Source organism: Amycolatopsis deserti, from assembly GCF_014653945.1.
Taxonomy (GTDB): Bacteria; Actinomycetota; Actinomycetes; order Mycobacteriales; family Pseudonocardiaceae; genus Amycolatopsis_E; species Amycolatopsis_E deserti.
The window spans coordinates 290,183-310,101 of record NZ_BNAU01000007.1; the positions used below are offsets into that span (position 1 = coordinate 290,183).

Annotated in this window: 22 protein-coding genes and 1 tRNA gene; 13 read left to right on the forward strand and 10 right to left on the reverse strand. The window is 69.1% G+C overall.

From position 1 onward, the window contains the following. Positions 1 to 3: 3 nt before the first annotated feature. A complete protein-coding gene (gene lysA, locus IE290_RS28125) occupies positions 4 to 1,440 on the reverse strand; it encodes a diaminopimelate decarboxylase (RefSeq protein ID WP_191247702.1) in 1,437 nt (478 codons plus the stop codon). Between the two features lie 6 nt (positions 1,441 to 1,446). Then, positions 1,447 to 3,102 (reverse strand): arginine--tRNA ligase, encoded by a 1,656-nt coding sequence (argS, locus tag IE290_RS28130; protein WP_191247703.1) that lies wholly within the window; start codon positions 3,100 to 3,102, stop codon positions 1,447 to 1,449. 102 nt (positions 3,103 to 3,204) lie between these two features. Between argS and IE290_RS28135 the strand changes: the two genes are divergently transcribed. After that, positions 3,205 to 4,008, forward strand: a complete 804-nt coding sequence (locus IE290_RS28135; protein ID WP_191247704.1) for a thioredoxin-like domain-containing protein — start codon at positions 3,205 to 3,207, stop codon at positions 4,006 to 4,008. Positions 4,009 to 4,013: 5 nt separating this feature from the next. Then, positions 4,014 to 4,715, forward strand: coding sequence for a DUF305 domain-containing protein (locus IE290_RS28140; RefSeq protein ID WP_191247705.1), 702 nt, complete (start codon positions 4,014 to 4,016; stop codon positions 4,713 to 4,715). Here IE290_RS28140 and IE290_RS28145 read toward each other — a convergent pair whose 3' ends face one another. Then, on the reverse strand, positions 4,716 to 5,633 hold the full coding sequence (locus tag IE290_RS28145; protein ID WP_191247706.1) for a cation diffusion facilitator family transporter: 918 nt from the start codon (positions 5,631 to 5,633) through the stop codon (positions 4,716 to 4,718). 190 nt (positions 5,634 to 5,823) lie between these two features. Here IE290_RS28145 and IE290_RS28150 point away from each other — a divergent pair. The 7 genes from IE290_RS28150 (at position 5,824) to IE290_RS28175 (ending at position 10,096) form a co-directional block, all read left to right on the forward strand. Further along, a tRNA-Arg gene (locus tag IE290_RS28150) sits at positions 5,824 to 5,896 on the forward strand. Between the two features lie 44 nt (positions 5,897 to 5,940). Continuing rightward, positions 5,941 to 6,975, forward strand: a complete 1,035-nt coding sequence (locus tag IE290_RS38015) for a tyrosine-type recombinase/integrase (RefSeq protein ID WP_373300532.1) — start codon at positions 5,941 to 5,943, stop codon at positions 6,973 to 6,975. A 15-nt stretch (positions 6,976 to 6,990) separates the two neighbouring features. Further along, positions 6,991 to 7,542 carry a GntR family transcriptional regulator gene (locus IE290_RS38605; RefSeq protein WP_373300533.1) on the forward strand — a complete coding sequence of 184 codons (552 nt, stop codon included), beginning with the start codon at positions 6,991 to 6,993 and terminating at the stop codon, positions 7,540 to 7,542. Between the two features lie 345 nt (positions 7,543 to 7,887). Further along, entirely contained in the window at positions 7,888 to 8,610 is a 723-nt protein-coding gene (locus tag IE290_RS28160; RefSeq protein WP_191247707.1) for a hypothetical protein, read from the forward strand. 92 nt (positions 8,611 to 8,702) lie between these two features. Beyond that, entirely contained in the window at positions 8,703 to 8,810 is a 108-nt protein-coding gene (locus tag IE290_RS28165; protein ID WP_229874780.1) for a helix-turn-helix domain-containing protein, read from the forward strand. A 135-nt stretch (positions 8,811 to 8,945) separates the two neighbouring features. Next, on the forward strand, positions 8,946 to 9,545 hold the full coding sequence (locus tag IE290_RS28170; protein ID WP_191247708.1) for a hypothetical protein: 600 nt from the start codon (positions 8,946 to 8,948) through the stop codon (positions 9,543 to 9,545). 26 nt (positions 9,546 to 9,571) lie between these two features. Next, on the forward strand, positions 9,572 to 10,096 hold the full coding sequence (locus tag IE290_RS28175) for a hypothetical protein (RefSeq protein ID WP_191247709.1): 525 nt from the start codon (positions 9,572 to 9,574) through the stop codon (positions 10,094 to 10,096). Positions 10,097 to 10,158: 62 nt separating this feature from the next. Here IE290_RS28175 and IE290_RS28180 read toward each other — a convergent pair whose 3' ends face one another. Together IE290_RS28180 and IE290_RS28185 are read right to left on the reverse strand one after the other, a co-directional pair. Next, entirely contained in the window at positions 10,159 to 10,803 is a 645-nt protein-coding gene (locus tag IE290_RS28180) for a hypothetical protein (protein WP_191247710.1), read from the reverse strand. Positions 10,804 to 11,335: 532 nt separating this feature from the next. Next, entirely contained in the window at positions 11,336 to 11,923 is a 588-nt protein-coding gene (locus IE290_RS28185) for a TetR/AcrR family transcriptional regulator (protein WP_191247711.1), read from the reverse strand. 105 nt (positions 11,924 to 12,028) lie between these two features. Between IE290_RS28185 and IE290_RS28190 the strand changes: the two genes are divergently transcribed. Then, positions 12,029 to 12,511 carry an iron chaperone gene (locus IE290_RS28190; RefSeq protein WP_191247901.1) on the forward strand — a complete coding sequence of 161 codons (483 nt, stop codon included), beginning with the start codon at positions 12,029 to 12,031 and terminating at the stop codon, positions 12,509 to 12,511. Here the strand turns inward: IE290_RS28190 and IE290_RS28195 are convergent. Further along, positions 12,426 to 13,403 (reverse strand): RluA family pseudouridine synthase, encoded by a 978-nt coding sequence (locus IE290_RS28195; protein ID WP_373300534.1) that lies wholly within the window; start codon positions 13,401 to 13,403, stop codon positions 12,426 to 12,428. The genes IE290_RS28190 and IE290_RS28195 overlap by 86 nt on opposite strands. A 44-nt stretch (positions 13,404 to 13,447) precedes the next feature. On the opposite strand from IE290_RS28195, the gene IE290_RS28200 reads away from it, so the two are divergent. After that, positions 13,448 to 13,849 (forward strand): VOC family protein, encoded by a 402-nt coding sequence (locus IE290_RS28200; protein ID WP_191247712.1) that lies wholly within the window; start codon positions 13,448 to 13,450, stop codon positions 13,847 to 13,849. Here the strand turns inward: IE290_RS28200 and IE290_RS28205 are convergent. After that, positions 13,846 to 14,751 (reverse strand): NADP-dependent oxidoreductase, encoded by a 906-nt coding sequence (locus IE290_RS28205; RefSeq protein ID WP_191247713.1) that lies wholly within the window; start codon positions 14,749 to 14,751, stop codon positions 13,846 to 13,848. The genes IE290_RS28200 and IE290_RS28205 overlap by 4 nt on opposite strands. Positions 14,752 to 14,960: 209 nt before the next feature. Next, entirely contained in the window at positions 14,961 to 16,400 is a 1,440-nt protein-coding gene (pdxR, locus tag IE290_RS28210) for a MocR-like pyridoxine biosynthesis transcription factor PdxR (RefSeq protein ID WP_191247714.1), read from the reverse strand. 28 nt (positions 16,401 to 16,428) lie between these two features. Between pdxR and IE290_RS28215 the strand changes: the two genes are divergently transcribed. Beyond that, positions 16,429 to 17,028: a LysE family translocator gene (locus IE290_RS28215; RefSeq protein WP_191247715.1), complete on the forward strand. Its 600-nt coding sequence runs from the start codon at positions 16,429 to 16,431 to the stop codon at positions 17,026 to 17,028. After that, entirely contained in the window at positions 17,025 to 17,699 is a 675-nt protein-coding gene (locus tag IE290_RS28220; RefSeq protein WP_229874747.1) for a B3/B4 domain-containing protein, read from the forward strand. Before IE290_RS28215 ends, IE290_RS28220 begins: the two co-directional genes overlap by 4 nt. On the opposite strand, the gene IE290_RS28225 is transcribed toward IE290_RS28220, so the two are convergent. After that, on the reverse strand, positions 17,683 to 18,480 hold the full coding sequence (locus IE290_RS28225) for an SDR family NAD(P)-dependent oxidoreductase (RefSeq protein ID WP_191247716.1): 798 nt from the start codon (positions 18,478 to 18,480) through the stop codon (positions 17,683 to 17,685). The genes IE290_RS28220 and IE290_RS28225 overlap by 17 nt on opposite strands. Then, entirely contained in the window at positions 18,477 to 19,859 is a 1,383-nt protein-coding gene (locus IE290_RS28230; RefSeq protein ID WP_191247717.1) for a DHA2 family efflux MFS transporter permease subunit, read from the reverse strand. The genes IE290_RS28225 and IE290_RS28230 overlap by 4 nt, the downstream gene beginning before the upstream one ends. Positions 19,860 to 19,919 lie beyond the last annotated feature (60 nt).

The following is a 19,919-nucleotide window of genomic DNA, read 5'->3' on the forward strand; positions in this document are numbered from 1 at the left end:
CAGTCACGACACCTCCAGCTGCAGCATGTCGTCGATCGTCTCGCGGCGCAGGAGCAGCCGTGCGCTGCCGTTGCGGACCGCGACGACCGCCGGGCGCGGCTGCCGGTTGTAGTTGCTGGCCATGGAGTAGCAGTAGGCGCCGGTCGCCGCGACGGCGAGCAGGTCACCCGGGGCGAGGGTGTCGGGCAGCCAGCAGTCCCGCACGACGATGTCGCCGGACTCGCAGTGCTTGCCCACGACCCGGCTCAACGCCGCGCCGACCTGGTCGCCTGCCCCGTCGTCGCTCGCGCGCGACACCAGGCGGACGTCGTACACCGCGTCGTAGAGCGGCGTGCGGATGTTGTCGCTCATGCCGCCGTCCACGCTGACGTAGCGCCGGGACTCGTTGTCCCCCAGCGACACGTCCTTGATGGTGCCCACCTCGTACAGCGTGACGGTGCCCGGCCCGGCGATGGCGCGGCCGGGCTCGCCCGCGATTCGCGGCACCGGCAGCCCGGCGAACTCGCACTCCTTGCGCACGATCTCGCGGATCTGCGTGATCATCTGCGCCGGCGGCGGCGGGTTGTCCTTGTCGGTGTAGGCGATGCCGAAGCCGCCGCCGAGGTCCACCAGCGACAGCTGCTCCAGCAGCTGCTCGCCGTGCTCCTTGACCAGCTCGGCCATCAGCCCGATGACGCGGCGCGCGGCGACCTCGAAGCCGTCGGCGTCGAAGATCTGCGACCCGATGTGGCTGTGCAGGCCGACCAGGCGCAGCGACGGCGCGTTCAGCACGCGGCGCACCGCCTCCGCGGCATCACCCGCGGCCAGCGAGAACCCGAACTTCTGGTCCTCGTGCGCGGTCGCGATGAACTCGTGCGTGTGCGCCTCGACGCCGACCGTGACGCGGACCAGCACCTTCTGCTCGACGTCCAGCCGCGCGGCGACGTCGGCCAGCCGCGCGATCTCGTAGTAGGAGTCGAGCACGACCGTGCCGACGCCGGCGCCGACCGCGGTCTCCAGCTCGGCGACCGATTTGTTGTTGCCGTGGAAGGTGATCCGCTCGGGCGGGAACCCGGCGCGCAGCGCGACGGCCAGCTCGCCGCCGCTGGCGACGTCCAGGCTCAGGCCCTGCGCGGCGACCCAGCGGGCCACCTCGGTGCTCAGGAACGCCTTGGCCGCGTAGTGCACCAGCGACGGGTCGTCGAACGCCTCGGCGTACTCGGCGCAGCGCGACTTGAAGTCGGCCTCGTCGACGACGAACAGCGGCGTGCCGTAGGTCTCGGCCAGCTCGCGCACGTCGACGCCGGCGATGCGCACGACGCCGTCCGGGGCGCGGTAGGCGTTGCGCGGCCAGACCTTCGGGTAGAGCCGGTCGAGCTCGGCGGAACTGGACGGGGGGAAACCGGAGGTGTCGGCGTGCGGGTAGACCTCCGCGTGCCGCGGGCCGGCGGGGTGAGCCATCAGAAGTTACATCCGTTCCGGAGCGGAGACACCGAGCAGGGCGAGGCCGTTGGCGAACACCTGGCGCGCCGCCTCGCACAGGGCGAGCCGGGCGTAGGTGAGCGGGGTGGCCTCCTCGTCGCCCTTGGGGAGAACCTGCGCGACGGCGTAGAACTTGTGGAACGCGCCGGCGAGGCTTTCCAGGTAGCGCGCCACGCGGTGCGGTTCCCGCAGCTCGGCGGCACGCTGGACCACGGTCGGGAACTCCCCGATCGTGCGGATGAGGTCACCCTCGCGGTCGAGGGTGAGCAGCCCGAAGTCGGCGTCGTTGTCGTACTTCAGTCCCAGTTCGGCGGCGTTGCGCTGCAGCGAGGCCAGCCGGGCGTGCGCGTACTGCACGTAGTAGACCGGGTTCTCGTCGCTGCTCTTGCGCAGCAGGTCGAGGTCGATGTCGATGCTGGAGTCCACCGAGTACCGGGTCAGCTCGTAGCGCGCGGCGTCCACGCCCACGGTTTCGACCAGGTCCTCCATCGTGATGACCGTGCCGGCGCGCTTGCTCATCCGGACCGGCTTGCCGTCGCTGACCAGGTTCACCAGCTGGCCGATGAGCACCTCGACCACGGCCGGGTCGTGGCCCATCGCGGACGCGGCGGCCTTGAGCCGGGCGATGTAGCCGTGGTGGTCCGCGCCGAGCATGTAGATGCACAGGTCGAAGCCGCGGCCGATCTTGTCCTGCAGGTAGGCGATGTCACCGGCGATGTAGGCGGGGGCGCCGTCGCTCTTGATGACCACGCGGTCCTTGTCGTCGCCGAACTCGGTGGAGCGCAGCCACCAGGCGCCGTCGGCGTGGTAGAGGCTGCCGTTCTCCTTGAGGCCCTCGACCGCCTTCTCCACCGCGCCCGACTGGTGCAGCGAGTCCTCGTGGAAGTAGACGTCGAAGTCCGTGCCGAACTCGTGCAGGCTCTTCTTGATCTCGCCGAACATCAGCTCGACGCCGACGCGGCGGAACGTCTCGTGGCGCTCGGCCTCCGGCAGCGACAGCGCGCTGGGCTCCTGGCGCAGCACCTCGGCGGCGATGTCGGTGATGTAGGCGCCGGCGTAGCCGTCCTCCGGCGCGGGCTCGCCCTTCGCGGCGGCGATCAGGGACCGGACGAACCGGTCGATCTGCGCCCCGGCGTCGTTGAAGTAGTACTCGCGGGTGACCTCGGCGCCCTGCGCCTGGAGCACGCGGCCGAGCGCGTCGCCGACCGCCGCCCAGCGGGTGCCGCCCAGGTGGACCGGGCCGGTCGGGTTGGCCGAGACGAACTCGAGGTTGATCTTGCGGCCCTTGAGCGCCTCGCCGCGACCGTAGGCGGCACCGAGGGTGAGCACCTGGCGGATCTGCTCGCCCTGGGCGTCGGCGGCCAGCCGGAGGTTGACGAAACCGGGGCCGGCGATCTCCGCGGAGGCGATGCCGTCGGCGGCCGCGAGCGCGTCGGCCAGCTCCTGGGCGAAGTCGCGCGGGGCCAGGCCGGCCTTCTTCGCCACCTGCAACGCGACGTTGGTGGCGTAGTCTCCGTGTTCCGGGTTGCGCGGGCGCTCGACGGTCACCGCGGCGGGGAGCACGGCGGTGTCGGCGCCTCGGGCGGAAAGCACCTGCGCGGCGGACGTACGGACCAGGTCAGCTAGGGCCTCGGGAGTCACCAGCCGAGTGTAAGGGCCGCGACCTCGGGCGTTGACAGGGACCGAACACCGGGTCCCTAAACTCTACCCGGGTGTATCCACTTGACGGGAGACGCGGGAGCCATGGCCAGCGGCACGAAGAAGAAGGGCGCACCGAAGAAGGGCAGCGTGAAGGCGGCCCGCGGCTCGGTGGTGTCCAAGAAGGGTGTGCCCTGGGGCACGATCATCTCGGTGGTCGCGGTGGTCGCGCTCGCCGCCGTGGTGGTCGGGTACTACCTGGTCCAGTCGGCGCCCAAGCGCGCGCTGGCCAGCTGGGCGCCCACCGCGGACAACCCGGACCCGTCGCTGAGCATCCCGGGCATCGTCACCGGCCAGTACCAGGCCAGCGTGCACATCCTGCCGACCGAGCGGGTGGCCTACGACCACACGCCGCCCTACGGCGGCCCGCACGACGGCTACTGGGCGGCGTGCAACGGCGTTGTGTACCCGGTCGCGGTGCGCACCGAGAACATGGTGCACTCGCTCGAGCACGGCGCGGTGTGGATCGCCTACAACCCCGACCAGGTGACCGGTGACGCGCTGAACACGCTCAAGTCCAAGGTCGAGGGCAAGCCGTACACGATGATGTCGCCCTACCCCGGGCTGGACAAGCCGGTCTCGCTGCAGTCGTGGGGTCACCAGCTGAAGGTCGACTCGGCCACCGACGAGCGGATCGACCAGTTCATCACCGCGCTGCGGACCAACCAGAACACCTACCCGGAGGTCGGCGCCTCGTGCGACGCGCTGGGCGCGGGCGCCTTCGACCCGGACAACCCGCCGCCGTTCGACCCGACTCCGCCCGGTCCGGACGCGAAGCCGATGGACTACCAGGGTTCGCAGGGCACGCAGCAGGACACCGGGATGCCCAGCTCGGCCCCGACGTCCTGATCCCGATGGCGGACGACGAAGCTCCGGTGGCGGGCCGGCCGGGCCCCCGGCCGGTCGTCATCGGCGCGACGGTGATCGTGGTCCTGCTGGTCGGCGCGGTGCTCGGGATGTTCCTGACGTCGACCGCGCTGCGGAACGACACGTCGGCCACGCCCGCGGAGGGGTCCGTGGAGGTCGGGTTCGCGCAGGACATGTCGGTGCACCACCTGCAGGCCGTGACGATGGCGAGCTGGGAGCGGGACCACACCAGCGACCCGCAACTCAGGCAGCTGGCGTTCGACATCGAGTCCACGCAGCGGGAACAGGTCGGCCGGATGAAGGGCTGGCTGATGCTGTGGGGTCAGCCGGAGCAGGCCACCGGCGCGTACATGACGTGGATGACGACCGATGCCGGGCACAACCACATGGCGATGGCGCCGCCGTCGTCAGCCGCGGCGGCCGGCGCGCCGATGCCCGGGATGGCGACCAACGACGAGCTGGCGAAGCTGCGGTCGCTGTCCGGGGCCGAGCTGGACGTCTACTTCCTGCAGCTGATGCTGCGGCACCACCAGGGCGGCACGGAGATGGCGCAGTACGCGCACGATCACACGACCGTGCCGGCGGTGAAGGCGCTGACGCAGAGCATCCTGACGTCGCAGGGCGCGGAGATGACGGTGATGCGGAACATGCTCACCGCACGGGGCGCGCAGCCGCTGCCGTTTCCGTGATCACCAGCTGAGTTCCTGGCAGCGGGCCGCCGATTCGCGCGGCTCGCACTGCAGGGTGGCGTGCTCGATCGCGTAGTCGTCCTTGAGGAGCGTCTGCGCGGCGGAGAGCACCTCGGCCGGTTCGGCTTCGTGCTCCAGCGTGAGGTGGGCGGAGGCGACTTCCATGCCCGAGGTGAGCGTCCACACGTGCAGGTCGTGCACGTCGCACACGCCGGCCAGCGCCGCGAGGTCCGCGGAGATCCGTTCGACGTCCACTTCGGCGGGGGCGTGCTGGAACAGGATGCGCAGCGCGCGCCGGGCGAGGGTGAACGTGCGCGGCAGCACGAACAGTCCGATCGCGACACCGATGAGGGCGTCCGCGTAGCGCCAGCCGGTCGTCAGGGTGATCAGGCCGCTGACGAGGACGCCGATCGAGCCGATCAGGTCGGCGAGGACTTCCAGGTACGCGCCGCGCAGGTTGAGGCTCTCCTTGGAGCCGTCGCGGAGCAGCGCGAAGGCGACGAGGTTCGCGGCGAGCCCGCCGACCGCCACGAGCAGCACCGGCAGGCCGGGCACCTCGGGCGGGTTCGCGAACCGCTGGACCGCCTCGAAGATCACGTAGCCGGCCACCCCGAAGAGCAGGACGGCGTTGGCCAGCGCGGCGAGCACCTCGGCGCGGTAGAGCCCGAAGGTCCGCCGGTAGGTCGGCCCGGACCGCCGCGCCAGGACGATCGCCGTGAGGGCCATCGCGAGCCCGAGGACGTCGGTGAGCATGTGCCCGGCGTCGGAGATCAACGCGAGCGACCCGGTGACCACCCCGACGACTGCTTCGAGCACCAGGAAGGCGACGCCGAGCCCGAGCGCCGCGGCGAGCCGGGGCAGATGGCGAGCGGACGCGCTACCGGGCGGCTGGTGCCCGTGTCCGTGGCCGTGTCCCATGCGCTGGAGTCCTCCTCTGTCCCGCACCCGGAATATATAGTGATATGCGCATGTATGCAAGCGCAGGTAAGGCTAGCCTTATCCGAGCAGCCTAACCGAGCAGCAGGCCCGCCGCTCCCCCTCGAAGGGGTAGCCGCTCGCCGGGCGGAAACACCGGTGCGCTAGGCTATGCCACGTCGCCCAGCGATGGGCCCTCGTAGCTCAGGGGATAGAGCACTGCCCTCCGGAGGCAGGTGTCGCAGGTTCGAATCCTGCCGAGGGCACCCAGGTCAGAGCGTTATTCGACGCTCTGACCACGCTTTGCGTGGTGCCGCACGTGGTGCGACCCCGCTACCCTCGCACCACGACCGACGCCAGGAAGCGGCCTCAGCGCCGCCGGAGGGGCGAGATCGAGACGCTGCCGAGCGGAGCACTCCGGGTCAAGGTCTACGCGGGCGTCGACCCCCTCAGCGGCAAGCGCCACTACCTCCGCGAGACCATCCCAGCCGGCCCCAAGGCCGAAGCGGAGGCCGAGAAGGTCCTGGTCAAGTTCGTGAACCAGGTCAACGAGAGCCGCAACCCCAGGACGCGCGCGACGGTCAGCCAGCTCCTCGACCGGTACATGGAGTTCATCGACGTCGATGTGACGACGCGCACTCGTTACGAGATCGCGATCCGGAAGCACATCAAGCCCCTACTCGGGAACCTCCCGATCGCCAAGCTGAACGGCGAGACGTTCGACTCGTTCTACAAGACGCTCCGCACGTGCCGGGACCACTGCGGTGGCCGCCCATCCGTCGATCATCGCGTCAAGGGCGAGCACGAGTGCACGGACAAGTGCCGGGTCCACAAGTGCGACCCGCTCTCCCCCGCCTCGATCCGAAAGATCCACACGTGCCTGAGCGGAGCGCTCAAGACTGCCATTCGCTGCCAGTGGATCACGGTCAACCCACTCGACCAGGCCCACCCACCGAAGCGTCCAACTCCTGATCCGCGGCCGCCCTCACCAGAGGAGGCGACCGCCATCGTCAACGAAGCGTTCAAGGATCTGCCGTGGGGAATGCTCGTCTGGCTAGCCATGACCACCGGCGCTCGACGGGGCGAGCTGTCCGCGCTGCGCTGGGACTGGCTCGACCTGGACAACGCAACGCTGCGGATTCACACCAGCATCGCCCAGGACGGCGGCAAGACGTGGGAGAAGGACACCAAGACGCACCAGCAACGGCGCATCACGCTCGACCCCGAGACTGTGGGGCTGCTGCGCGCGTACCGCCAGCACTGCGAGACCGAAGCCCGGACAGTTGGTGTCACGCTGGCGAAGAACGGCCGGGTGTTCTCTCCCGAGGTTGATCACTCCACCTGACTCAAGCCCAGCACGGTGCCCCAGCGGTATCGCCGCATGTCCCGCTCGCTGGGCCTGGACACGCACCTGCATCAGCTACGTCACTACTCCGCTACCGAGCTGATCGCCGCAGGCGTCGACGTGCGCACCGTCGCCGGCCGCCTCGGCCACTCCGGAGGCGGTACGACAACGCTTAAGACAACGCTTAAGGTGTACTCGGCGTGGGTCGCCGAGGCGGACCAGAAGGCCGCCGGAAAGCTGACCGGACGGATGCCGCAGGCACCAATCACTATCGACGTCCAGAGCAACGCCCGATCGACGCTGGAACCGGACGTCGCGAACCCGTACCAGAAGATTGCCGCCGATCTCCGCGGCGCAATTGCCGCAGGGATTCTTCGTGTCGGGGATCAACTGCCACCCGTTGCCGAGCTTGCCGCGCGTTATCACGTGGGTGTCGCTACTGCGCACCGCGCGATCATGGAACTGAAGGCCGACGGCCTAGTGACCGCCAGCCGTGGTAAGCGTGCAACTGTAATCGCTCCGACTGGCGACACGGAAACAGCAGACGTAATTGCGCTTCGTTTCTGACTATCAGCTCAGCACGTCCGCGACCCATCTCAGGGAAAGGAGGCGTCACTTTCGACTGTAACGACATGAGCCCCTCTGACGACCCAATCGACAAGATCGTCAAAATCTGGAGCAGTCCTTGACGCTGCTCCCGAGTGAACGGCTAGGTCGATGCCCCGGGCTCTCAGTGAATCTGAAGCAATAGCCACCCTGCGTGCAGCACTACTTGAGCCGCTGGAACCTTACCGGAACTCGGAGACACCTTGGCCCTGTCGTTGTATGCGGTGCGGCAACCTCGTCTCACCGCGGCTGCATAACATCCGCAACGGCTGGGGCGGCTGCCGTCCTTGCGCCGTAAAGGACAGGGTGGCTGCGAAACGCGAACGCGAAGCCGTCAGGGCCGAAGCCGATATGCGAGCGAACGGCCTGGAACCACTCGTGCCTTTCACTCATACCAAGACTCCATGGAAGTCGATGTGCATGAACTGCGGCCGCACGGTGACACCGCGCCTGAACAACGTCCGCAGCGGCCACCTCGGCTGCATCCACTGCGGCGGCAAAGCACCCATTGATCCGGCTGCTGCAGCGGCAGATGTGCGCGAAATCGGATTGGAGCCACTGGAACCTTACACCACAGCTCTGACGCCGTGGCGATGCCGCTGTCTTCGCTGCGACCGCGAGACTATCGTCCGCCTTGGACAGGTTCGGATTCGGAACGCGGGGTGCCTATACTGCGGCAAGGCCGGATTCTCACTCCGAGGCACCGGCGTGCTCTACCTCATCGCACATGATAGATATGGCGCCTACAAAATAGGCGTGATGGGCCATCGAGCAGGTCGCCTGGATGTACACCAAAAACACGGCTGGAAAATCTACAAGAAGCTTGAGTTCAACCACTTCGTCGACGCTTATCGAGTTGAGCAGTCAACCTTGAGAATCCTTTGGAAGGAATACGGCGCAAAACCGTATCTCTCGGCATCTCAGATGCCGCGCGGTGGATGGACTGAAACCATCGACTCAAGATTGATAGATCTTCCCCGACTATGGAGACTGATCAAGAAACAGGAGCGAAGACTGACGGTTGATTAAGCGAGCGAAGGCCAGCGCACTGTAAGCACGACCGACTGAGACGGGCGGAGCTGGCAACGGCGCGCAAGGCAGCCGGGTACACGCAGGAAAACCTGGCTGCCGCTCTCAACGTCGACCGCTCGACGGTCATCCGCTGGGAGGCCGGCGACTACGCCCCACTCCTGTACCTGCGACCGAAGCTAGCGCGACTCCTCCGGTAGACACCAGAGCAACTTCGCACACTGATCGACGGCGACGCCGGTTCGGACCCCGGCACCCTCAGCCCAGACGTCGAGGCGGCCTGTGCCTGGCTCGACGAACGACTCAACTGGAAGCCAGGAACGAGCACCCGGCGCGTGACGGCCCGCCTGCCCAAGACCCGCCGCGAGCTACCCATCCGCCAGGCCCGACGCGCCCGCGTGAGCCGGACCGATGTCGTTGCCGCGCTCCGCGCCTACTACGGCACCGATCCGGACTACAGCCTCTACACAGCCCACTTCGGCGGCCAAGCTCTCGAAACCAGCATCCTCACGCGACCGGAATGGCTCGACCTCAACATCCCGCTCAACGAGACCACCGACGCTCTAACCCTCGCTCCGACGCCTTCCGAACCGACCGCGGATCCCGTCCCCGAAGCTGCCCTCGAACGACTCGCCGAGGTAGAAGCCTCAGGTGTCCGCCTCACCAACGAGCAGACGTACCGCCTGCTCGACGTGGACATCCGCGACGGCCTGATCCGCGGCACTATCGACGTGACTCCCTTCCTTGAATACGCCCTGACACTTGACCTGCTCGAAAGCGAACTCCTGGACGCCCTCGCGGCCGGTAAGCCCATCCAGCCGGGCTCACTGCCCCTCCGAGACAGGTACCTCCCCTCGCTGACATCGGTGGTCACCCTGCGTCACGGCTCTGCGCCGGTGGTGTGCTCGCACTATGCGCGATCGCCCGACCAGTAGGCGAGCACATTCAAGCTGATCACCTCTTGCTGATCCAGGAGCGTTCACAGCTAGTCGTCAACGCCGCACGACAGCTGACCGTGATCCCTAAGGGTTTCCACCAGCCCATGACGAACGTCCATGCCGACACGTCACTCCGCAACACGCTGCTCCGCGAACTCGAAGAGGAACTATTTGGCCGCGCAGACCTCGACAACACCATCAGCGCCCCGCGGGCCGCCCTCCCGATGCACCTTGGACGGCTCTCAGAACCAATGCGGTCACTCCTGACGAACGACGGCCTGCTGTTCGAGTGCACCAGCTTCGGCTTCAACATGGTCAGCGGCAACTACGAATTCGCCTGCCTGCTGACCGTCGACAATGAAAACTTCTGGCCCCAGTTCGGTGGGCACGTCGAAGCGAATTGGGAAGTCAGAGGACTCCATATCTACTCGATCCTAGCTGATGAGCCCCTTGCACTACTGGGAACAGCCTCATCGTGGAACAACGAAGGCTTGTTCACATTCGCACAAGGACTGAGTCGCGTCATGTATCATGCGCGCGATTCCTGACCCCCCGCGAGGCAATCCAACGACAAGTACGAACGAGGGTCTAGTGTAAACAATTCGTAAGGCTACATGGGATGCGCAGCTTTATCTTCAGACTTACGCTTCGCCGATTTCCATCGGTAACCGGTCTCGGCAGCTTGGCGTTCAAGATCTTCCGCCAATGATTCTGACACCCCGAGACTCTCCCGCATGTCTTTGATAGACGTCCTGCACAGCTCTCTAAGAAGATTCGCGGCACTTTTCGGGACACCAGTTCTGATCGACTCAGGATCTTTATCAAAGTCTATTTGACTTAGGACATAACTAGAAAACTCCAGAGCTGCTACTTGAAAGGCGTTGTACGAGCTGGCGACTTTGGGTGACGCAACGAGCATGACACGAGGTATGAGATCGATAATCTTATCCGTCTCGCGCCCCAGCTCGCGCATGAACTCGGTGAGAGATACCATATTTGCATGCTTCTTCGTTCCAATTTCTGGAATGAAGATCATGAAATTCATTGCAACTATCGTTGCCTGTTCGTAAAGCTCGTACATGGAGCTATGAACTAGTTTCTTTCTCTCCATCTCGCGCTCGTGCTCCAACTGTTGCACTAGGCGCCTGTCTGCATGATTGTTCGCCTGCTTTGTAGTTATCCATCCAGCCGCCATTGCAATCCCCCCAGAAACTACTGCAGTTATAATAAGAAGCCACCAAGGCGTGCTTGTCATTCGAAGAACTTTACCTCAGCAACGTTGTGTATGCCCTCAATTGGGCAGGCGAGTCGGCGAAAAGTTAACTTTCAGGCAAGACGTGCAGTGAACCGCAAAGCAAAAGCTCGCTGATCCCTATACTCACCGGGCCTGGCGGAGCGGAACGCGCGCCAGCCGCGGCAGCTCTGATGAGCGTCAGGCGACGTTGGAGCTGCAGGCGGAGGATGGCGTCGTCGAAAGTGCCAGCTCATCGGCTATCCGAACACGGACCACGTCTCTCGTTCACCGGCCAGCCCGGCCGGTGAAGCACGCTCACTTGCGTGGTGCGGCTCATGGTGCGAACCCCAGAGGCGACCGACATCAATGGGACGTGGTGCGACACGGCAAAGCAACGAAATCGCAGCTAGAGACCATATGGACAGCAGAAGGACGCCCTCCGGAGGCAGGTGTCGCAGGTTCGAATCCTGCCGAGGGCACTCCCTCCAAGTCAGCCCCTACCAGCGGGAACGCGGTAGGGGCTGACTCATGTTCAGCCCAAGTCACCCGCCGCTCAGGAGCGCGAACCGGTTCCGTAGGCCGCCATGAACATGTCCACCAGGCTGTTCACCGCCTCCTCGTCGATCGGTTTCGTGGACAGCAACCAGCGGTAGTAGAGGGTGCCGCAGAGAACCTCGGCCGGGAAGCGCAGATCCGCGTCGGCGACCAGTTCGCCGGCCCGCTGCGCCCGGGTGATCCGGTCGAAGGTGCTCTGTTCGACCGTCGCCAGGAACCGCTCGTGCAGGGTCGCCCGCAACGCCGCGTCGGACTGGGCCTCGGCGATCACCGCGCGGTAGACCGGGCCGATCGGCGGCTGGGAGAGCGCCGGCGCCGACCGCAGGAACTGCTCGCGCAGGTCGGCTCCGACGTCGCCGGTGTCGCGGTAGTCCAGGTCGGTCGTCCACACCCGGCTGAGCGCGTCCAGCAGGAGCGCGGCCATCGACGGCCAGCGCCGGTAGATCGTGTGCTTCCCGACGCCGGCCCGGCGCGCGACGGCCTCGATGTTCAGGCCCGCGTACCCGACCTCCGTGGCCAGGTCGAGCGTCACCTGCAGCAGTTCGTCCGTCCGTGCCGCGCCGCGGCGCCGGGGTTGGTCGGTCATGCCGACAGTCTATCGGCACGAAGCGTGCCGTTGACAGCGGCGAACCCGGGAGGCATTCTGTTCATCAACGGCACGGTGCGTGCCGATAAACCGAAGGAGATGATCATGGGAAGCACCGCGGGTGCGAAGTACGAGGGCTTCACCGCCGAGGAACGGGCTGCGATGCGGGACCACGCCAAGGAATTGAAGGCCGCGGCCCGTCGCGGCTCCCGGGCGGACAAGGCGGCTCAGGCCGAACAGGACGTGCTCGCGAAGATCGCCGACATGGCGCCTTCGGACAGAGCGATGGCCGAGCGCGTCCACGCCGTGGTCCGGGCCGCCGCGCCGGTCCTCGAACCGAAGCTGTGGTACGGGATGCCCGCCTACGCGCTGGACGGCAAGGTCGTGTGCTTCTTCCAGAGCGCGGAGAAGTTCAAGGCCCGCTACGCGACCCTGGGGTTCAGCGACCAGGCGGCGCTCGACGACGGTCCGATGTGGCCCGCCGGCTTCGCCTTGACCAGTGTCACTCCCGAAGTGGAGAAGCGGATCGGGGCGCTGGTCGAGAAGGCGGTGAGCCACACCAGTCCGGATAGGACACCCACGCGCTGAGCGTGAGCCTGCTGGTGAAGTGGCGCTCTTCGCCCGTCACGGGGTCGCGGAACGCCAGCGTCTTCGCCAGCAGTTGCAGGGGGCGGCTGAAGTCGTCGAGTCCGGATTCGGTCACCGTGGGGTAGAAGCGGTCGCCGAGGATCGGGATGCCCAGGCCGGCCATGTGCACCCGCAGCTGGTGCGTGCGGCCGGTCGTGGGGACCAGCCGGTAGCGGCCGAGGCCGTGGGCGTGCTCGAGCAGTTCGATCCGGGTCTCCGCGTTGACCGGGCCGGGTTCTTCGCGGGCCGTGATGCTCCCGTGGTCCTTGACGATCCGGCTGCGCACGACCGCGGGCAGGTCGAGGGCCGGGTCGTGCCGGGCGATCGCCTCGTATTCCTTGGTGACGCGGCGATCCCGGAACAGCGTCTGGTAACGGCCGCGGTGTTCGCGCCGCGTGACGAACATCAGCAGCCCGGCGGTCACGCGGTCCAGCCGGTGCGCGGGGCTGAGCTCGGGCAGTCCGAGGTCGCGCCGCAGCCGGACGAGCGCCGTCTCCAGCACGTGCCGCCCACGCGGGATGGTGGGCAGGAAGTGCGGTTTGTCGATCACGACGAGGTGCTCGTCGCGGTGCACGACGCCGATCGGGAACGGCACGGGCACCTCGTCGGGCAGGTCGCGGTGGAACCACACGAACGCGCCCGGCCGGAACGGGGTGTCCGCGGTGACCGGCCCGTCCGCGCCGACGATCCGGCCCTCGGCGAGCATCTCGTCGAGCCGCCCCGCGGGCAGGCGCGTGAGGCGCTCGGCGAGGTGGTCGCGGATCGTGGCCCACGGCCCCTCGGCGGGCAGCTTCAGCCGGGCCGGGTCGAGCCCGTGGCGCGGCGGGAGCGGCGCCGGTCTGCGTTCGGGCACCAGGCCAGGGTAGTTGCCCTGCCGCCGGGGCCGTCTGCGGCAGGATGATCGGCATGACCCTGCCGATGTTCCGCCAGGTCGTCCTCGACTGCACCGACGCCCGGCAGCTCGCGGAGTTCTACCGCGAGCTGCTCGGTCTGGTGTACCGGCCGGGCGACGAGGACGGCGCCGCCGACTGGCTCGTGCTGCGCACCCCGGACGGGATTCCGCAGCTGGCCTTCCAGCAGGTCGACGCACTGCCTGCGGCGACGTGGCCGGAGGGCCCGGTGCCGCAGCAGCTGCACCTCGACCTGACGGTCCCGACGAAGGCGGACCTGGCGGCCCAGCACGAGCGGGCGCTGGGCCTGGGCGCCCGGCTGCTGCGCGACCGCAGCGACGACCCCGAAGAACCGCTCTACGTCTACGCCGACCCGGCCGGGCACCCGTTCTGCATCTTCGTCGCCTAGACGGTCAGGACGATCTTCCCGCGCGTTCGGCCGGACTGGCTGAGCCGCCACCCTTCGGCGGCCTCGGCGAGCGGGAGGGCGTGGTCGACGTGCACCGTGAGCTTGCCGTCGTCGGCCAGGCGGGCCAGTTCGGCCAGCTCCGCGCCGTCCGGGCGGACCCACACGTAACCGTGGGGGCCGACCTCCGGGTTGGCGACCGACGCGATCCGGTGGGCGCTCACGAACTGGCGGGACACCTCGACCGCGTCGCCGCCGACGAAGTCCACCGCGGCGTCGATCGGGCCGAACTCGCGCAGCCGCTCGGCCAGGCCCTCGCCGTAGGTGACCGGCTCGGCGCCCAGCGCACGCAGGTAGTCGTGGTTGCGCTCGCTCGCCGTGCCGATCACCCGCGCGCCCAGGGCGACAGCGATCTGCGTCGCGAACGAGCCGACACCGCCCGCGGCCGCGTGGATCAGCACCGTCTCACCGGCCGTGAGCCCGACCCGCTTGAGCGAGCGGTACGCCGTCTGCCCGGCCAGCGGCACGCCCGCGGCCTGCGCCCAGTCCAGCGACCGCGGCTTCTTCGCGAGCATGCGGACGTTCGCCGTCACCAGTTCCGCGTACGCGCCCTGCTGCACCCAGTCCTTGCGGATGTAGCCGAACACCTCGTCGCCGACCGCGAACTCCCCCGCGTCCAGCCCGACCCGCTCGACCACGCCCGCGACGTCCCACCCGGGTACGAGCGGGAACCGGACCTCCATCAGGGCGTCCAGCCCGCCGCCGGCGAGCTTCCAGTCGACCGGGTTGATGCCGGCGGCCTTGACCCTGATCAGAACTTCCGCCGGGCCGACCTTGGGGTCGGGGAGGTCGACCAGCCGGAGGTCGTCCGCCGAGCCGTACTCCCGCAGTGCGATTGCCTTCATATCGTGGGGCAACGGTCCACACGCGACGGGATATTCCGCCCGCCGCGGAGTTTCGCCGCTTCGTGGGCCCGGGGAGACCGGGCCGTGGCACCGGACGACCGCCGCGCAGGGTGTCGTGCCAGGCCCACGTCCGCACGGTTCGCGGCGAACCATCCACGAGCACCACCGACGTGGAGCACTCGCACGCGGGTCCTCGGCTGGCACCGTCCTCATCGCACCAGCTCCGCGATGATCCGCACGCCCTCCTCGATCTCGCTCGGTGATCGGGCGGCGTAGCCGAGCACCAGGCCCGGTTCGCCTGGGCGCTGGCGGTGCCAGGACAGCGGCTGCGCCTTCACACCGCGAGCCAGCGCCGCCGCCGCGAGGTCCACATCGGACAGCCGTGCCGCGAAGGTGATCATCAGGTGCAGGCCGGCCGCGGCGCCGTGCACCCGGGCGCCGGGGAGGTGACGGCGCACCGCGGCGATCATCGCGTCCCGGCGGTGCCGGTGGCGGCGCCGCAAGACCCGCAGGTGCCGCTCCAGCTCGCCCGACGTCATCAGGTGCGCCAGCACCAGCTGCGGCAGGACGGCGTTGCCCAGGTCGGCGTACCGCTTCGCGTCCACCACATCCCGCTGGTACCGCGCGGGCACCAGCACCCACCCGATCCGCAGCGCCGGAGCGAGCAGCTTCGAGATGCTGCCCGCGTAGCAGACCCGCTCCGGCAGCATCGACCGCAGCGCGGGCACCGGCGGGCGGTCGTAGCGGTGCTCGGCGTCGTAGTCGTCCTCGATGATCAGGCCGTCCCACCGCATGAGCTCGCGCCGCCGCTCGCCGCCGAGCACCACGCCCGTCGGGAACTGGTGCGCCGGCGTCAGCAGCACCGCGGGCGACCGCAGTTCGGACACGCGGACACCGTCATCGTCCACCGGCACCGGCGGGGTGGCCAGGCCGGCGTCGCGCAGGTGCTGCCGCGCGCCCAGCGAACCAGGGTCCTCCACCGCGACCTCGTCGATGCCGTGCGCCTGGAACACCGTCGCGAGCAGGCCGAGCGCCTGCGCGACCCCGGCCACCACCACGACATCGGCCGCGTCGACCCGGATACCCCGGTTGCGCGCGAGCCAGTTCGCCACGGCCAGCCGGAACACCGGCGCGCCCCGCGGATCGCCGTACCCGAAGTCGGCCGCCGACAGGTCGCCGAGCACCGCCCGTTCCGCGCGCAGCCACGCCACCCGCGGGAACGCGGCCAGGTCCGGCACGCCCGGGGTGAGATCGATGCGGGCCGGGGCGGCGCGCAACCGGTCGAAGACGTCCGCCCGCGGCTCGAACACGACGTCCGCGCTCGGCGCGGGCGCCGGTGCGGGCGACGCGGTGACGGGCACCGCCACCACGACGGTCCCGCCACGGCCGCGCCCGGCGACGTGCCCGTCCTCCACCAGCCGCTGGTACGCCTCGGTGACGACACCGCGCGACACGCCCAGCTCGGCGGCCAGCGTCCGCGTCGCGGGCAGCCGGGCGCCGACCGGCAGGCGCCCGTCGGCGATCGCGTCCCTCAGGCGCGCCGCGAGCCACGCCGACCGGCCGCCCGCGGGGGCGTCGCCGATGTCGAGCTGGAGGAAGTCCGATCCGGTTATGGACCTCTCGACCGGCTCGGCTTTGGACCTGTCCATCGGACCAGTATCACGCCAGGGTGGTGTCATGTCAGTCGAATTCCTGCTCACCGCCCTGGTCATCGTCGCCACGCCGGGCACCGGCGCGCTGATGACCATGAGCGCGGGCCTGGCCCACGGCACGCGGGCGAGCGTCATCGCCGCAGTGGGCTGCACGCTGGGCATCGTCCCGCACGCGGTCGCCGCCATCACCGGTCTCGCCGCGTTGCTGCACGCCAGCGCGGTCGCGTTCCAGGTGATCAAGTACGCCGGGGTGGCCTACCTGCTCTACCTCGCGTGGTCCGCGTTGCGGGAGAAGGACCAGCCGCCCGAGGCGCCCGCCCCGCGGTCGGCCGCACGGGTGATCGTGTCCACGGTGCTGGTGAACGTGCTGAACCCCAAGCTGACGATCTTCTTCTTCGCGTTCCTGCCGCAGTTCGTGCACGCCGGGGACCCGCACTCGCTGCTCACGATGGCCGAGCTGAGCGCGGTGTTCATGGCGCTGACGCTGGTCGTGTTCCTCGCCTACGGCGCCGGCGCCGCCGCGATGCGCGACCGCGTGCTGTCCCGGCCGCGGGTGCGGGCCTGGATGCGGTGGATCTTCGCGGGCACGTTCGTCGCCCTCGCCGCACGGCTGGCCGCGGAATGATCCGGCTCCGGCACGCCGACGAGATCTGGTCGGACTTCCCCCAGCTGGTTCCCGGGGTCCTGTACGCCGAGAACGCGCAACCGAGCGGCGACCTCGAGCGGTACTGGCGGATCGCGGCCGAGCGCCTCGCGGCCGGCCCGGAGTCGGCGCTGCCCGAGATCCAGGCGTGGCGCCAGGCCTTCGCGCGGATGGGCCTGAAGCCGACGCAGTACCGGTGCGCGGCGGAGTCGTTGCTGCGCCGGTTCCGCAAGGAGAAGGCGCTGCCGTCGATCCACCCGCTGATCGACCTCGGCAACGCGGTGTCGCTCGCCTTCGCGATTCCGGTCGCCGTGTTCGACGCGGACACCATCGACGGCCTGCTCGAAGTCCGTTACGCCACCGGCGCCGAGAAGTACGTGGCCTTTTCCGGCGACACCGAGCAGCCGGCACCCGGCGAGGTGATCTACGCCGACGAGCACGGCGGCGCGCACGCCCGCCGGTGGACGCACCGGCAGAGCGCGCGCTCAGCCGTCTCGGCGACGACCCGCTCGGTGCTGATCGTCGCGGAAGCCTTGCACGACAACGCTTCCGCCGACATCCCCCGGCTGCTCGCCGCGCTGGGAGACGAGCTGCCGGGAGCGGTGAACGGCGTGCTCAGCCGGGACGCGCCCGAGTTCAGGACTCGCCCGTGATCCCTCCGGTCAGCCGCAGGGTTTCGGCTCGCAACCGCCGCGCCGCGCCGGCGTCGAAGCCGGGTCCGCGCACCGCGATCCGCCTGCCCTCGACGAACGCGCTCAACGGCTCGGCCGGCGGCGCATCGAGCACCCGCACGATGGGCGCCACCGCCTCGGCCACCGGTTTGCCGAACCCCTTCAACGCTTCCACGTGCCGCGCGGTCGCCACGTCGTACTCGCCCGCGAAGCCGGTCGACGTGACTCCCGGGTGCACCAGCACGTACCGGATTCCGGGGTGCCGCTCGGCGAACGACACACCGAGGAGGTCGTTGAGCTTGCCGCCCTGGCTCATCGCGGCGAGCGGGTCGTAGCGCCGGGTGAACTGGAGGTCGTCCCAGTTCATGACGTCCGCCGGCGCGCCGGGGCCGGCGACGTTGACGATCACCGGCTGGCCCGCTGTGGACAGTGCACCGGCCAGCCGCTCCCCCAGCACGAACCGGCTCAGGTAGAACAGGGCGAAGTTGTCCTCGAACCCCTCGGGGGTCTCGTGCCTGCGGTAGCGGAAGAAGCGGGCGCAGAACACGAGCCCGTCGATCGACGGGTACTTCGCGGTGATCTCGTCGGCCGCGGTGTGGGTCGCGGCGAGCAGGCTCAGGTCGGCCCGCACGAAGTCCGCGCCGGGCGGCGCTTTCGCCGGGTTCCGGCCCACGACGACCACCCGGTCCCCGCGGGCGAGCAGCTCGCGCGCCAGCTCCGCGCCGATACCGTCGGTGCCGCCGGTGACGACGATGGTCCTCATCGCTCCTCCCGCCCGGGCAGCAGCGGGCTGGCGGCCAGCACGAGGACGATCGCGCCGATCGCGAACCAGTACACGCCGTGGAAACCGGTCATCGCGTCGCCGGCGGTCTCCAGGATCAGCGTCACGACGACCACGCCGATCGACGCGCCGAGCTGGTTGAGCATGTAGAGCGCCGAACTGCCCTGCGGCACCAGCCGCGGGGGCAGCGTCCGGTACAGCGACCCCATCGTGGGCGCGCCGACGAAACCGAGCCCGAGGCCCATGACGAGCGCCGCGACCGCCGGCCAGGCCTGCGCGGTGTCCGGCCCCATCCAGGTGAACGCCAGCCCGGCGAGCAGGGCCACGATCGCGCCGCCGCGCACCAGCATCCGCGCGCCGATCCGGTCGGACAGCCGCCCGGCCAGCGGCATCGAGATCGCCCCGCCGATCCCGACCGGCGCGACGAGCAGGCCGGCGGCGAGCACGCCGTGGCCATGCATCTGCTGGTAGTACAGCGGCAGCACGAACAGGTTCGCGAACGTGCCGAGGCCGACCAGCGCCATCACGGCCACGCTCGCGGTGAACCCGCCCCGGGCGAACAGGCGCAGGTCGATGAGCGGCGCCGCGGCCCGTTTGGCGTGCGCGCCGTAGGCGAGCAGCAGCACGACACCCGCGACTAGCGGAACGAGCACGGACGCCGTGGTGAACGCGGAATGCTCGGCCGCCTGCGACAGCGCCAGGACGATCGCGGCGAACCCCGGGCCGAGCAGCGCCAGGCCGCGCACGTCGAGGCGGGACGGCGCCGGCGCGGAAGCGTCGTCGCCGCGGATCGAGCGCAGGGCGAGCAGGACGGCGACCAGCCCGAGCGGCACGTTGAGGAGGAACATCCACCGCCACGGGAGGACGTCCAGCACCGCGCCGCCCGCGACCGGGCCGAGCACCGGTCCGAGCGAGAGCACCACGCCCATCAGGCCCATCACCCGCCCGGCGCGGGCGGGGCCGGCGGCGCGGGCGAGCAGCGTCAGGACCAGCGGGTCGAGGATCCCGGCGCCCAGGCCCTGCACGACGCGCGCGGCGATGAGGCTGCCGACGTCCCACGACAGTCCGGCGGCCAGCGCGCCGGCCAGGAAGACGGCGAGGCCGGACAGCCACGTGCGCCGCCCGCCGAAGCGGTCGACGGCCCAGGTCGTGAACGGGATCGCGACGGTGACCGCGAGCAGGAAACCGGTGGTGGCCCAGCCGATCGTGCTCAGCGAGGCGCCGAAGTCGGCGGCGAGGACGTCGGTGCCGACGGCGACCATCGTGCTGTTGAGGATGCCCAGGATCCCGCCGAGCAGGACCGCGGTGATCATCCGGACGAGCGCCGGGTCGAGGCGCTCCTCCACGCTGATTGAACTCATGGGTTCAAGTTATCTGACTCGAACGGATAAGTGAACCAGCGGGTTCAATTCGAGTAGCAT